Consider the following 14782-nt stretch of genomic DNA (forward strand, 5'->3'; position numbering starts at 1 on the left):
AGACAGATTGCAAAAAACCGCAGCAGCTCAAGTCGTCTGACTGCTATGAGGTTTTCGAAATGCACTAAGCAGTTGAATCAGTAACAGGGCCAGCGCCGTAACGGAGATAATTCGTCCGATTTGAAAACCGGGGGGCGTATAAGAGAGTTCGAGCCGATGCTCACCGGCAGGCAGAGGAATGGCCCTCAATGCGTAGTCTGCCTGCAGGACGGGCATTTCCTGATCGCCGATTCGGGCGGTCCAGCCTGGATAATAGATGTCAGACAGCACCAGATATCCGGGAGCAGTCAGACTGGCGTTGATCGTCAACAGGTTGGGGCTTGCATCATTGATCGTTGCTGCGGTGAAAGACTGGCGATTTCCTCGAGGCAGAATATCTCGCTCCAGCAGTACTTCATTACGTGGCTGAACTTTTGAAATGGCAGATACGATTTTCTGACTCGACTGGCTCGCATTGAACAAAGTCCCTTCTCCTGTGATATACGCCCTGGGAAGTGGGTTCAGATTTTCCAGAATCAGATAGGGTAATTGCTGAGGTGTTGCGTTCCGCAGGTGGAATTCTTCGGGGATCGAACCCTGCTCGATGATTTTCCAGCCTTCGATTTCCAGCTTCTGATCTGTCTGCAGGATGGCGTATTTGATGCTCATCAGATCCAGCAGAGGCTTTCTTGCCGTTAAGAGATCGGGGGTTTTGAACCCCGCCATCATCGCGGCGGCATCGGGTTGCGGGAATGTGGCTGCGGCCAGCAGTCCAAGCCGGGTGAGCGGAACGGGCTCGTATCCCTGGATTTTCATGATCTGATGCTGCCAGGCCTCGTAGTCGCTGAGTAGTTTCTGGTTGACCAGAACCCGATGTTCGCACAGGTTTTCCTTGAGAAACGTGATCAGTTTTGTTTCTCCCCGGAACGATTTTTGAGGGACAGTCCGCAGGATCTGATGCGCGTGGCTACCAAGTTCGCAGGTACAGATCAGGCTGAGAAGCAGTGTACCTGCTATCGCTGTTTTGCGTGAAAAACCGGCCAGCAAGAGCGACACGCAAACGGCTGTGATTGCGGCAAACAACCAGGTGAGTTGCACGCTGAAAATCTGTTTTGTTCCCATATCAAACGTGATTTCGCCGTGGGACTGGGTGACCTGATAGCCCATCAGCAGTACTGCTACTGTGAAGCCGATGCCGATAAAAATTTGCCAGCTTTTCCTGCGTTGACTCTGTGACAGGCGAAAGAGGGACTCGGATCCAAATCCTGCCAGCATGGCGATGGCCAGAGTGCAGATCCAGAGCAGGCGCGCGGGAAGTCGAAACATGGAAAATCCCGGGATCAGTTTATAGCACAATGTATAGAAAGGGAGATGGGGGCCAAAGGCGAGCAGTAAAGCGACCAGCCCGATCAGCGTGAGGCGGATGACATTCCGATTTCGGAAGAACACGCCGGTTCCCAGCAGTGCCAGCAGCAGTGGCAGACAGCCGAACGAGCAGATCGCCTCCCAGTAATACAGGCCCGGCCCCTGGTATTGATCGGGACGGCCCCACACAAAGGGATCAAGCAGTTGCAGCAGGCTATAATTGTTCAAACTTCCTTTGGATAAGGCGACCATGTCAATGCCGCTGGCGCGAACTGCCTGTTTGGTATAAATGAATACGGGGAACAGGTCGACAGCCACCAGACCTGCTACGAACAGGCTGACTGCAATCCAGCCTTTGAATTGTGCCCCGGGGGGACTCATCGTCACGGGAACGTCTGAAGTGACTTCTTCCCGGTTCTCTGGGCTAGAGACTGGCTGTCGTTTCTGCAGTATGAGATCCACCAGGCATTCCACCACCAGGCAGACGCTGAGAAACAGCAGCAGGTAAAACAGTTCCTGGACATGACCACAGAAAAAAGCGAGCGAGATCAGAATCGCCAGGAGCGGAACCGCTTTTCTGCTCCCTTCCCGCAGGAGTTCATAACCGTATAAGATCCAGGGGAACCAGGCGATCTGTGTGACCGACGTGAAATGCCCTTCTCCTGTTTTTGCGACAAAGTAGGGAGCGGCAAGAAAGACGATCCCGGACAGGAGCGCGCTGAAAAAACTCAACTTATATTTTCGTCCCAGCAGATACGCACCCAGGCCTGCCCACCAGTGGTGCAGTACCAGCGACCAGCTGATGGCACTGATGGCATTTACAAAAAAGAACAGCCAGTTACCTGGATAGAACAGGGACGACTGGGGGCTTCCCAGCCAGGGCATGCCCAGAAGTGAGTACGGATTCCAGTAGGGAGGTTGTCCAAACTGCTCCCAACTGGTTTTCTGATATTCTTTATAGGAAATAAACGCACTGGTGGTGTCGTTATAGCCCTGGTTCTGGATCCCGACCAGCACATCTGATGGATGACTTATCAGGGACTGAAAACAGACTCCCGTCACCACCAGCAGGATCAAAGCAGCGATCAGATTTTGAAACAGTCTGGATTTCATGTGTTAAGTTTCAGCACTGGCCGTAGTGGAGCAACGATCAGAAAGACGAAGACGTTGTAAAGAATCTGATACATCGCAGGACAAAACGATTGCGAACAGAAACACGTTCCATAACGGGAACGTCTTTCCTGGAAAAAAGTTCGGTAATCGAAAGCCTGTCGCCGGTCACACGCGAGTGCGAATAGAAGTGCACAGATCATGCCAACCATTGCCCCTCGTGACTGGAATTTACTGGCAACCTTGCAGAGCGGATTCGATCCGGCCTCTTTCAGCAACCTTCCGCCGAAAGCCTGTCAGTCTCGATTGGGGGGCTGCAGTCCATGTGGTTCGACCACTTTTGAGTACATTTCGGGGCGTCGATCTGCCAGACGGTGAATCACGTGTTTGTCGGGAACACGATCGACCCGTTTATTCCGGGCCCGGGCCGGATCTATGGTCGCGTAGAGAATTTCCGGCTCAGTCCCCCACGAAGTGGCGATGGTCTCCCCTGCCGGTCCCGTGATGCGGCTCTTTCCAATAAAGTCGAAGCCCCGTTCCGACCCGATGCGGTTGATGGCGCAGTAGTAGATGCCATTTTCCATCGAGCGGGTGTTGATCGCATGCTCGGCAACATGTTCCGCGCCCGTGGGCCAGTTGGTCGGCAGGATTATCAGATCGGCCCCCTCGATTGTCATGATCCGCGATGATTCGGGAAAGGCGCTGTCGTAGCAGATATTCAGGCCGATGTTGACTTCAGGATGCGAGCAGACGGCAAATTCGCGATCGCCGGGGAGCGCGAAGCGGTCGACTCCCAGGTAGGGCAAATGAATTTTGCGATAGCTACCCAGAACCCCTTCCGGTGTAATCAGAACTGCCGCGTTATAGACACCCTGCTCTGCCTGCTCCAGCATCCCGACGACAACAGAGTGATTCAGTTCACGACAGACTTCCTGCAACCTGTCGGTGGAAGGGCCGGGAATCGATTCTGCGTAAGGCAGGGCTTCTTCGAGACTGGCAAAGCAGTAACCGGTCAGCGCACATTCGGGGAACACGGTGAGGCTGGCACCTGCGGCAGCGGTCTCTTTGATTTTCTCGATGATACGGCTGAGATTTCCCTCTTTGTCCATGAGAGAAACATCCATTTGCACGCCGGCGATTTTCATTGAGTGCAGTCCTCAGTATTCCGAATGAATAAATATGCCGTTCGAGGCAGAATACTGATTATAGGAGCCTGCGCTGCTGGTTTCCATCCTGTCTGTTCAAAGTCCAACTGAATCAGAGGCGTTCCGTCGTCTTGAAGGGAGAGGCCTGCTGGACCGGGGCATCGATGTTTTCCACGGGAGCCGCCTGTTGAGGGGGGATCAGCACACCGGAATCGACAAGCGTGATGTAGGTCATCGTCAGTAGAATCGCGTAGGCGACGGCATTGCCAAACAGGCCATTCCCGAACCATTTGATCGCAGTGCCCGAGGATTTCTTCAGGCGGATGCTCACTCCTTTACGTTCCACACTGTAGACCTCATCCAGAACCAGGTGAGAAAGAAAACCAAGCGAGATGCCGCCCGCCATCAGGAACTTCACGGTATAGGAATCGCTGAAGTAGGCCAGAAAGACTGTTTCCCCGGCGATGATCAGTGCCGGGATGCTGTGGAACATGCCACGATGTACGGCAAACTTGCCGAGAATGGCGGCTGCACCGTAGCGAACGGAGGCATAAGTCACGACCGCCATCAGAATCGCATTGTCGGGATCAGCGCCTTTGTGAATCATGCAGCGCATGGCAACAAAGGAGGCGACAGCAGCGGTCAGGGAGAAAATCTCTTTGATGGGACGACCTGTTTCAGAGTCCAGGTCGGGCAGCATGCCACCGACCCAGGTCAGGACACCGGCCAGAATCCCCTGTGTCGGCGTGAACCCCATGAACAGGCTGGCGATCGAACCGTAGCCGATTCCGAGTAAGCCGCTGACGCTGATATGTTCTGTGTAACCGGCCATCGTATTCTTCCCTGAATGTTACGGTTCAATTCCGGATAGTTAGTCGCTAAGTCCTTGCAGGGACAATCGTAGCAAACTTAGTGGGAATCGATCAATGGGAGTTCAAATCGCTGGTTTTGAGGGGGAAAACGGCTCACGGAACCTGGTCTGGTTCGGCCTGTTCATCTGCGTGCTGTTCGGTGAGATCGAGTAGAATCGGCAACGAAACGCTTTCGCTGGAGAAAGTGCCGTTGACTATCGGGCGAGCCGACGGAGAGGCTCTGCCGGGTGACGATTGTTTGGCTAGAGATCTATTTATTTTCCAGGATGTCATTTGATGACCGGTTTATTCAGCTTTTCTGATGAGGGACTATTTTGTGGAGTGGCGCGAGTGAGTCAAGAGGATCTGAACAAAATCGGGTGGCGATACAGGGTGACACAGGCACGACCTGCTGCGATGCCGGGGTGGTTTTGTGGTGAAAGCCTGCGATGTGTGGCGACCCGCAGGCATACATTGTTAACTGGTGCTGTTATGCAAACTGAAGATCTGGAAAAAAGGACCGGAAATCGGGTGCATACAACGAACAGGTGTCGCGTGTTTCAGTGCTCTGTAAACTTGACACGCGCGCGACTCACTTCAGCGCTTATCATGTTTCGTGGCGCGGCGGCGTCAAGTCGAATTTTTTCAGTCCGTGCTGCGGGATTCCGAAGGGGCATTGATCGCAGGCTGAAACGCTCCGAAACGGCAAAAAGCACGATGTTCGGACTCGTTCGAGTACAGAACAGCGACGGAGCGGGCCGTTTATCGAGCGATGATTTCCAGAACTTCGTCTTTCAGAGCCGCATTGACGGCGAGACCATTTCCGGTATAGATGGACGGGTTACCATCGAAATCGATCCAGTGTCCGCCGGCTTCTTCCAGAATAGGGAGCAGAGCGGCTGCATCCCAGGGGCTGAGAACCGGATCCACCATGACTTCTGCCCGACCTGTGGCGACCAGCATGTGGCCGTAACAGTCTCCCCAGCCCCGTGCGAGGTAGGAGTTGCGGCAGAGGTATTCGTAGGCTTTCTGTTTACCAATCGTTTCCCAGCGGGTCATGGTTGTCGTACAGAAGACCGACTCGGAGAGTTTGGTTTTATCAGACACTTTAGCGCGACGGGGTTCCTGGTCACGAATTTTCCACCAGGCTCCTTCTCCCTTGATGGCGTAAACGACTTCGTTCAACGCAGGGAAACGACAGACGCCGAGTACCAGTTTTCCGTTCTCTTCCAGTCCCATCAGGGTTCCAAACAAAGGCACGCCTTGAGTGAACGGTTTGGTACCGTCGATGGGATCGAGGATCCATTTGAATTCGTTGGTCCCTTCTACGGGAGGGAGTTCTTCACCCAGAATACTGTCCTGGGGAAACGCCAGGGTGATCTCTTCCCGCAGCAGTTCTTCTGCACCACGATCGGCGATCGTCACGGGGGAGTCATCGGACTTTCGATCAACCTCAAGATCGGGAGACTGGTAATACTGCATGATCAGCTCACTGGCTTTCTCTGATGCCGCCAGTGCCAGTTCGAGACGTGCTTTTAATTCAAATTTCTCAGAGTGTGTATTCATGATTTTGTTTCGAATATTCTTGAGTGTTTATGGTTTTGATCGATTGAACAATGCGTTCCCGGTTTGCGGTCTATTCGTCTTCAAGACGGTAAAGGTGCTCCCCTGCTTTTCTGACGAGCAGAATCCCTTCGTCTTCCCGGTCGGCAAACGATTCGATGTCGATGCTGTCCGGATCCCGGTAGCCGAGATTGATTTTCTCACACAGTTCAGGAGGAATCTGAGATGCCAGAGTCACGCGAACCCGCGGACGTTCGACGCCGTTTTCAAATGTTCCCGTTCCCCGCACATGCGTCGAGTGGGCGAGGATCCCCCAGGGGTAGTCTTTAAACTGGTCCCACTGGTTTGTGAAATAGTCACGGACGTGATAGCCGACCTCTTCAATCAGCTTGCCGTGTGTGACGGAAATTTCTTTCATGTGTGGGGCGTAGATGATGAGTTCGCCGTCGTCTGCGACCACCGGTTCCAGTTTATACATGCATTTTCCGGCGACCCAGAGTTCATCGTACATCAATGGAGCACAGGATAAGACCTGCTTGAAGGGCTTAGGCTTGCGTTTAATATGGATCTGCCCTGATAGATCTGCCGCTGAATTCCAGGCGGATTCGGGAGTTCCATAAAAGAGACCATATAAGGAACTGTCAGGTGCCACGACAAAGGTGATGCAGCGTTTTTCGTTGGGAATCATCGCGGCGGACTGATTGACGACTTCGCGAACCGGGGTCTGTTTGACACCAATAATTCCAACATTAGTAATTAAGGCACCCAGCCAATGGAAGAAGTTCAGAAGATCCGGGCCGGAGATACCCGGGAAAAAGTACTTGCTGCCGCCGGAAAAGCCAACCACTTCGTGCGGAAAGACAGGGCCCATGATCTGCAGGATATCGTAATCTTTGATACGGGCATTGATGGTGACCGGGACATCCATTTCCAGGAGTCCGGCCGAGATGGAAGCGGTCTGCTCTTTCGTGAGGGTTCCGATTTGGGTAAGCTTGTCAGGTTGGTCCCATTCATGGTTGAAAAGACCGACATCCCTGTATTCCGACTGTCTGGCTTCTTCGGAGATTCCCAGCAGGCGGCAGATGTCTTTTTCGGGCATGGGAGGATGGGTCCCCAATGCCACCAGGACATCAATCCGTTTTGCGACCGGGCTGAGAATTCGATGGAAGGTTGAAAATAAGAGGGGTAAAGGTGCCGTGCGGGTCGCATCGGGCACGATCAGCAGAATACTTTTGTTTCGATAGTCTTCGACAGGAAGATTGGATTCAAACCACTGAATGACTTCCTGTTCGCTAAGAGTTTGATGGAGTTGTTCCATAGTCGCAGATTGCTTTCAGATAAGCCCCGACCTCAAGATTGCTGTTCAGGGCCGGACTGATGTTGAAAACAGATACTATAAATCATTTTAAAAAAAAGTGAATCGACTCAGCAGGCTGTGGGAGTCGTATATCACACTTTTTACAGTGGGACCAGTCTCAAGGGGGGGAACTTAATGAACTCTTTGAGATAACGGAATGTTCACATTCTTTTTTGATGGAAGTCAAAATTTCAGAAGAAAACCTGCTATAATGACTGGTCAAAAGCAACCGTGATCTAGTAACCTCGTAAGATGCGCTCTGAATGGGGTTTGAGGGTTGTAAGGCCCGATAGATCAACAGGCTTTTTTGAGAGCCGCACGATTAAAATGTTTGTGTTCCGACCGATACCAGCGTTGGTCCAGGTTCAATTCAGGACTGACTTATGAAAATATCCGGGAGTGTCTCAATAATGCGAAACGCGTTTTGGGATCAGGCAGGAGGCCGTCCATGACGTTGGCAGAATTGCTTGAAAATCAATTTCGTGCCGATATCCGATTTCGAGGTGCAGCATATATTGAAGCGGAACGGGTTGAACTGACCCGGATCACCGCTGATCATATTTTTGCTGTGGTGCGCGATGGTGTTGAGTACCAGACGCAGTTGTCACGCGATGACGGCAACCTGAAGACCTATTGCACTTGTGACCAGTTCCAGAAATTCAACGTCTGTAAACATTTATGGGCCGCTATTCTGGCTGTGGATGAAGCCGGTTATCTGGCCGGTGCAGTGAAACCGGGTTACATTCCGCCGTTTATCATCGAAAATGCGCCGCTCTCGTTTGATGACGAGATGGACGATTTCGAATTTTCGATGCCCGACGATTTTGAAATGGGGGGCGGGCGGTCCCGGAAAACCAAATCTGGTTCCAGCAGCAGTCAGTCAACAGCCGTTACTTCCAAACCACGTCTGCGTGACTGGGAAGCCCGACTGGTTGAACTTAAAAACGAGTTTGCGCTGACTCCGGTTCTCTCGAAAACCACACAGCAGGAACGAGAGATCTTTTATGAAATCGACGTCGAGGAAAGTCTGGAATCCGGGCAACTGGTGGTTCAGACATCTCAGCGTCAGCGACGTGCGAACGGGCAATGGGGGAAGTTGAAACCGCTCAAACTGAAGGCAGGTCAACTTCAGGAAGTCGAACATGAGGATGATCGCCGGATTCTGGCCTATCTGTCCGGAGGGACGCCGGAAAGAACGAACTGGCGGGCTCAACAGACGGAAACTCAGGTTGCTGCGTTTCGATATCGTATTCCCTATGAGTTATGTGAACTGATTCTGCCATTAATGTGTGGTACGGGGCACGTACGCTATCTGGACCGACAGCCCGACGATGTCGATTCTCTGAAATGGGATGGCGAACATACCTGGGAATTCTGCATGGGAGTGGAACGGGACCGGAAGAATTCCAACTGGAAACTGCACGGCCACCTGAAACGGGACGATGAAGTTCTGCAGATCTCCTCTGCACGGCTGATCGTCGCGGGGGGCCTGGTGCTGACAAATGATAAAATCACTCCGCTGGAAGACTACGATGCCTTTCCCTGGATCAAAATGATTCAGTTGAACGAAACCATCGAAGTGGAAGATGGCGAACAGCAGGAACTGGTTGACCGCCTGCTGGATATGCCGGTTCTGCCTCGACTGGAACTTCCTGAAGAACTGCATCTGGAAGAAGTCTCCTGTGATCCCCTGCCCGAACTGCTGATCCATTCGCCGCAGAAAAAACGCTGGCAGCAGGATCGTCTGTATGGTGAGATCCACTTCAACTATCTGGATCATCTGGTGTCCGGCTCGAGTACCCAGTGGGCGATCGTTGACCGGGAAGAAAAACGCTGCATTCTCAGAAATCGGGAGAAAGAATCGAAAGCCTGGACCCTGCTGCAGGACAGCGGTTTTCGCAGACTGCTGGACCGACGGATTCAGGGGCGGGATGTTGAGATTTCTGCCCGCGATCTGGGTGGCGCGGTCCGCGAGCTGATCAAAGAGGGATGGGCTGTTCGCGCCGACGGCAAGCAGGTCCATCAACCGGCCAATCTGATGTTCAAGGTTCAATCGGGTATTGACTGGTTTGAACTGCACGCAGATGTCGACTTCGAAGGACAGACCGTCCGGTTCCCTGAATTGCTTTCTGCTCTGGCACGCGGTGATTCTTCGATTCGGCTCGATGACGGATCTCTGGGGATCCTGCCGGAAGAGTGGATCGAACAATATGGCATTCTGGCTGGTATTGCAGTCACGGATGAAGATCATCTGCGGTTTGCTCCCAATCAGGTGGCGCTGCTGGATGCATTACTGAATGCACAGGAGTTTGTTGAGACTGACGCCAAATTCGATGAGATCCGCGAAAAGATTCGTTCTTTCTCGGGGATTGCAATTGATAAAGAGCCTGATGGATTTAAAGGGGACTTGCGAAAGTATCAGCTGGAAGGCCTGGGTTGGCTGCAATTCCTGCAGGACTTTCATTTTGGTGGCTGTCTGGCAGACGACATGGGTTTGGGTAAAACCGTTCAACTTCTGGCCCTGCTGTTACGGCGGAAAAGAGCCCGGGACGAGCATCTCCCTTCACTGGCTGTCGTACCGAAATCGCTCATGTTTAACTGGATCCAGGAAGCAGCCAAGTTTACACCTGAGCTCAAAGTGATCGAGTACGCAGGCGGGGACCGCAGCAAGCTGATTGAACAGTTGACTGAATTTGATCTGGTGCTGACAACTTACGGGACGATGCGACGAGATATCACCCAGATCAAAGATATTCAGTTTGATTACGCCGTGCTGGACGAAGCCCAGATGATCAAAAACTCCGGATCACAGGTCGCGAAAGCGTCACGGCTGTTACAGGCCCGGCATCGGATTGCACTCAGTGGTACTCCAGTCGAAAACCATCTGGGAGATCTCTGGTCGATCTTTGAGTTCCTCAATCCGGGTATGCTGGGACGCAGCTCCGTCTTCAAAGCTTATACGAATGATATTGAAGACAAAAATGCCCGTGTTATGCTGGGCAATGCATTACGCCCTTTCATTCTGAGAAGGACGAAAGAACAGGTTGCCAACGAGTTGCCAGAAAAAGTCGAACAGACTTTGTATTGCGATATGGGCAAAGAGCAAACCAGCCTGTACGACGAGTTGAGACAGCACTACCGGGATTCCATTCTGGGAATGGTCGAGTCCAAAGGGCTGGGTAAAACGAAGATTCATGTGCTCGAAGCATTATTGCGTCTGCGACAGGCCGCCTGTCACCCTGCCCTGCTGGATCGTGGTCGGGCTCTTGATGCTTCAGCGAAAATGGATGTTCTGATACCGCATCTGGAAGAACTGATTGACGAAGGTCACAAAGCGCTGGTCTTCTCGCAATTTACGAGTATGCTCTCGATCGTGCAGGAACACCTGGATCAGAAGAATATTGTCTATGAATATCTGGATGGTCAGACGCGAGACCGTAAAGAACGCGTCGACCGGTTCCAGAACGACAAAGACTGTGGCGTCTTCCTGATCAGCCTGAAAGCGGGAGGCCTGGGGTTAAACCTGACTGCCGCGGACTATGTTTTCATTCTGGATCCGTGGTGGAACCCGGCTGTGGAAACACAGGCGATCGACCGGGCACACCGAGTTGGTCAGACCAAACGCGTGTTTGCCTACAAGCTGATCTGTCGCAATACGGTCGAAGAGAAGATCACCGAATTGCAGCAGCAGAAACGGGAACTGGCGGATGCAATCCTGGAAGAGAACCAGAGCGTCCTCAAGAACCTGTCCAGCGACGATCTGGAATTGCTGCTGTCATAAGCGGAAAACAGTTTACGTTTATTTGTCTGAGGATTTCTTTTCAGCTAATCCTCGTGTAAAGGCCTCGTATGCTTCCCGGTATTCTTCGGGGACGGGCAGACGTCGGGTACCGATACCGTCGGCATTCTGTTTTCTGGTACTGTTGCGTTCGCGCTGGGCAGCCCGATTGGCGGGTTTGAGTGACTTTAACATCTCCTCAAACTGACGCTTGCGGGCCAGCGATTCAGGTGACTGCAATTCCTGATCGGGAGCCTGCAACTGCTTCTGTAACCGCTCAGAAAACTGCTGCATCTCTTCTTTTGTCCAGCCCAGTTCTTTGAGCAGTTCCTGATCGACTTCTTCTCGCTTCAGCTCATCTTTGATCCGTTTCAGTACCAGATTGGCCGCTTCTTTACCGTATTCCAGATTGGCATCCTCTGCTTCAGGCAGGCCGGGAGGAGAAGCATTGCCGGAGTCCTGATCTTCTGCTGTCGCAGACTGTCCCCCTTTCGTAGAGCCACTTCCCTGAGGATCACCAGACCGTTGCCCTGAACTGGATCCGGAACTTTCTCCGGATTTTGATTGACCTTTCCCCTGTGCACCACTTTTGTCCCCGCCGGGCTGTTTGCCACCTTTCTCTCCCGGTTTGCTTTCGCCGGATTTATTCTGGCCGGACTTGTTCTGGTTCTGCTCGGAAGATTTCTCGCCAGACTTGTTGCCTGATTCCGATTTATTATTCATCGACTGTTTCGAGTCAGCGGGCTGTTTCTGAGAACTCTGTTCCTGATTGCCTTTCTGTCCCGTGGAATCGCCTTTACCCGGTTGCTGGCTCCCCTTCTGTCCCTGATCATTTTGTGAGCTGTTGCCTTTCTCACCATTCTGTGGCTGTTTTGATTTCTGATCGGTAGGGCGACCTTTGTCTTGCGGAGGTTCATTGGAACCATCGGGTTGATCCGGTTTCTGTTTGGAATCCGGGTTGTTCGAAGGCTGCTGTTTACCGGAAGGATTCTGGTCCTGTTGTTCCGGCTTCCTCATGCCCTGCTTCGGATCTCCTTTCGAAGGGTTGTCCGCTTGTTGTGGCTTCGAATCCGGACTACCGGACTCAGACTTTTTAGACGCATCGCTGGCGGGCGAATCTTTCTCTCCAGGACGTGTGGCTGGTTTCTGATTGGGGTCGCGTTCGATCTCCTTATTGGTTTTTCGGGGATCAGCATCGGGATCGTGGTTCGGGGTTGCTTTCCCTTTGGGATCACCATTTGATTTCGTCTTCATCGCATCGTCGGAAGGTTCAGCCGGTTCCTGCTTGCCTTTGGGGACCGAATCGGATTGAGACGGTTTCTGCTTACTGCCGGGATCATTGTCCGGTTTGTCTGCCTTGTCTGAAGACGAAGGGCTTGAATTCTTGTCAGGACTACTTTGGGGTTCGCCTTCTGAGCCTTTTCCTGCATCAGAAGAGGGATTGTTCTTTTCGCTTGAGGAGCCGGATGATTTCTGATCCTGCATCTGCGGATCGTTTTCCGATTTACCAGAGTCCTGTTTATCAGCGTCGGGTTTTTGTTGCTGTTCGGAACCCGAGTCTGGCTGCTGACCTTCTTTTTTCAGCTGCTCCAGAATACGTTTGATGGCTTCCTGGTCATCAGCACCATCGCTGTCCAGCTCCTGTTTGTCGCCAGATTTCTTTGATTTCTGACCTGTGCCCGGATCATCTGACTTCTGAGGATCATTCGATTCAGATTGTCCGGAATTCTGTTTGCCTTTATTTTGCCCCTCTTTTTCCTGCTGATTCTCCTCTCCGGGTTTCGTTTCATTCCCGGGATTTCCCTTTTCTTCTTTCTGGTTCGGATCTTGCTTCTCTGATGGATTCTGGTCAGTTTTGTCAGATTTGTTTTCCATCTGCTCCGATTTGTTTTTCTGATCGGAGCCATTGTTTTGATTCTGGGGGGCGTCCTTCTGTTTTTGCTCTTCGAGCTGTTTCTGGGCTTCTTCCTTTGAGACCGGTTCTGTGATTTCAATTTTGATTTTCGGAGTGTTCTGACGATTCCCGGACGGGTGCTTGTTATCTCGGGCCTCGACCCAGAAATAAATCGTCTCGCCAGGGGAGAGTCGCAGTGGACTCAGTTCGAAATCATGATTGAGTCCGACACTCTTTTCAGCGCCTTCGAACAGAGTTTTATCCAGAATCCGGACCTGTTGTTTATCGACTCTCAGATTCAGATAGCGGATCTTGAAATCAGGGTCTTCTGCAACCACCGAAATGGGGACGATGCCGTTGGCGGGCATCTTCAGATCTGATTTTGGTGTCAGCAGGCTGATTTCGGGGGACTGATCCGGACGAATCATTAACGGATAGACGGTCGGCGACAGTGTTGTCTGCCCTGCTTCGTTTCGGCATTTGATCTGGTAGAATTTGGGGAAGGAACCATCAGCACGCAGTTTCAGTTTCCACGAGGCTGTAATGGAATTCTTGTTGATCTTTTTTTCGGTTTTGAATTCTTCCAGCAATGAACTGGAATCTTCTTCGTCCGAAAAAAGAACTTCAAACGAAGTAATTGGCATGTTTGTCGTCGCATCGACGGTGATTTTAGTTCCTTCCCAGGCATCGATGGCTCCGCCCGGCTGTTCGACCGCTGCCAGTTCCATATATTGTGGATATTCATAGCGAACGGAGTGAACGGTCGCAGAAGGTGGCTGGATGACTTTGACCTGAAACTCTTCTGATGTCGCGTCTCCTGCCTGGATATGGTAGGTCAACTCCTGGCGAATTCCCCGTCCATTGATCCCGACAATCATGCCCTGATAGCGTTTCTGGGTCTCATCCATGGCTCGCAGTTTAACAGGCTCGTCTACACGGCCTCCGTCGCTGGATGTATAAAAGAGTGTTACGGTTTCCGGCACTTCTCCCCGCAGGTCCACGATCACTTCCAGCTGACTTCCTGACAGGACTTCTGTATTGCCTGGTGTTACGGAATTGATCTGGGTCTGTGTGGCGAACTCTCGTTGAGGAGAAAATGAAATGGCCGCAGATATCGACGGCCAGATTTCTTTCGGCGAGAAGAGTGCATAAAAACACAACAGCGCCACAACGAACAGCAGAATATAAGAGAGCCGCATGAGCGGACGACGGTCGACGGCCTGCTCGGTATCGGTTTGAGAAAGTGTCAGTGCCGCCCGTTTTTCCAGTGAGTTGATGATTTCGGGATTCACGGCACGATTGGAGTTTTTCAGATCAATCAGGTTGAGCAGCGAACCTTCCATTTCAGAGGAGGTCTGCTCAAGGGCATGCGCGGAATAGAGGTGTGTCACCTTTTGGAAATAGGGTAAGATCAGCTTCCAGACTGCCCAGCCCAGACAGGCGATGAAAACGCCAGCCAGCATCAACAGCCGTGAGGTGTGACCGAAGCCCCCCTTGATGATCCAGTGATCGAACAGGACAAATACCAGCAGGTAACCCAGAAAGATAGCGGTGATCCCGACTGCAGTTGTCAGCAGATCATTGGCTTTGATATTCGAGCCGGTCTTCGAGACCTGATAATCGACATATTCATCAAACTTGGCGTACTGGCCTGATCGCTGTTCGGTCGTCTGCTTCGGATTGGATGCCGTTGACATGGAAAGCCTGTGCCTGAATCAGATTAGAAATAGAAAGGTTTCA

At 52.0% G+C, this 14782-nt stretch carries 7 protein-coding genes; 1 reads left to right on the forward strand and 6 read right to left on the reverse strand.

The window, feature by feature from the left end; translation table 11 throughout:
- Positions 1 to 27 precede the first annotated feature (27 nt).
- The 5 genes from ACN0YN_RS04385 to ACN0YN_RS04405 all read right to left on the reverse strand — a co-directional run bounded on the left by ACN0YN_RS04385 (position 28) and on the right by ACN0YN_RS04405 (position 7331).
- Positions 28 to 2457 carry a YfhO family protein gene (locus tag ACN0YN_RS04385; RefSeq protein WP_417383771.1) on the reverse strand — a complete coding sequence of 810 codons (2430 nt, stop codon included), beginning with the start codon at positions 2455 to 2457 and terminating at the stop codon, positions 28 to 30.
- A 293-nt stretch (positions 2458 to 2750) separates the two neighbouring features.
- Complete coding sequence (locus ACN0YN_RS04390) at positions 2751 to 3599, reverse strand: carbon-nitrogen hydrolase family protein (RefSeq protein WP_417383772.1); 849 nt, start codon at positions 3597 to 3599, stop codon at positions 2751 to 2753.
- A 112-nt stretch (positions 3600 to 3711) separates the two neighbouring features.
- Positions 3712 to 4431, reverse strand: coding sequence for a metal-dependent hydrolase (locus ACN0YN_RS04395; RefSeq protein ID WP_417383773.1), 720 nt, complete (start codon positions 4429 to 4431; stop codon positions 3712 to 3714).
- Positions 4432 to 5212: 781 nt separating this feature from the next.
- Positions 5213 to 6016, reverse strand: a complete 804-nt coding sequence (locus tag ACN0YN_RS04400) for an inositol monophosphatase family protein (protein ID WP_417383774.1) — start codon at positions 6014 to 6016, stop codon at positions 5213 to 5215.
- Positions 6017 to 6086: 70 nt separating this feature from the next.
- Complete coding sequence (locus tag ACN0YN_RS04405; RefSeq protein WP_417383775.1) at positions 6087 to 7331, reverse strand: lactate racemase domain-containing protein; 1245 nt, start codon at positions 7329 to 7331, stop codon at positions 6087 to 6089.
- Between the two features lie 487 nt (positions 7332 to 7818).
- On the opposite strand from ACN0YN_RS04405, the gene ACN0YN_RS04410 reads away from it, so the two are divergent.
- A complete protein-coding gene (locus tag ACN0YN_RS04410; protein WP_417383776.1) occupies positions 7819 to 11151 on the forward strand; it encodes an SNF2-related protein in 3333 nt (1110 codons plus the stop codon).
- Positions 11152 to 11169: 18 nt separating this feature from the next.
- Here ACN0YN_RS04410 and ACN0YN_RS04415 read toward each other — a convergent pair whose 3' ends face one another.
- Complete coding sequence (locus tag ACN0YN_RS04415) at positions 11170 to 14739, reverse strand: hypothetical protein (protein WP_417383777.1); 3570 nt, start codon at positions 14737 to 14739, stop codon at positions 11170 to 11172.
- Positions 14740 to 14782: the final 43 nt, after the last annotated feature.

This window comes from Gimesia sp. (assembly GCF_048260065.1).
GTDB lineage: Bacteria > Planctomycetota > Planctomycetia > Planctomycetales > Planctomycetaceae > Gimesia.

Bases quoted from the DNA above. Each gene is read 5' to 3' on its own strand.
- ACN0YN_RS04385 (WP_417383771.1), bottom strand. From the start codon at position 2,457: ATGAAATCCAGACTGTTTCAAAATCTGATCGCTGCTTTGATCCTGCTG.
- ACN0YN_RS04390 (WP_417383772.1), bottom strand. From the start codon at position 3,599: ATGAAAATCGCCGGCGTGCAAATGGATGTTTCTCTCATGGACAAAGAG.
- ACN0YN_RS04395 (WP_417383773.1), bottom strand. From the start codon at position 4,431: ATGGCCGGTTACACAGAACATATCAGCGTCAGCGGCTTACTCGGAATC.
- ACN0YN_RS04400 (WP_417383774.1), bottom strand. From the start codon at position 6,016: ATGAATACACACTCTGAGAAATTTGAATTAAAAGCACGTCTCGAACTG.
- ACN0YN_RS04405 (WP_417383775.1), bottom strand. From the start codon at position 7,331: ATGGAACAACTCCATCAAACTCTTAGCGAACAGGAAGTCATTCAGTGG.
- ACN0YN_RS04410 (WP_417383776.1), top strand. From the start codon at position 7,819: ATGACGTTGGCAGAATTGCTTGAAAATCAATTTCGTGCCGATATCCGA.
- ACN0YN_RS04415 (WP_417383777.1), bottom strand. From the start codon at position 14,739: ATGTCAACGGCATCCAATCCGAAGCAGACGACCGAACAGCGATCAGGC.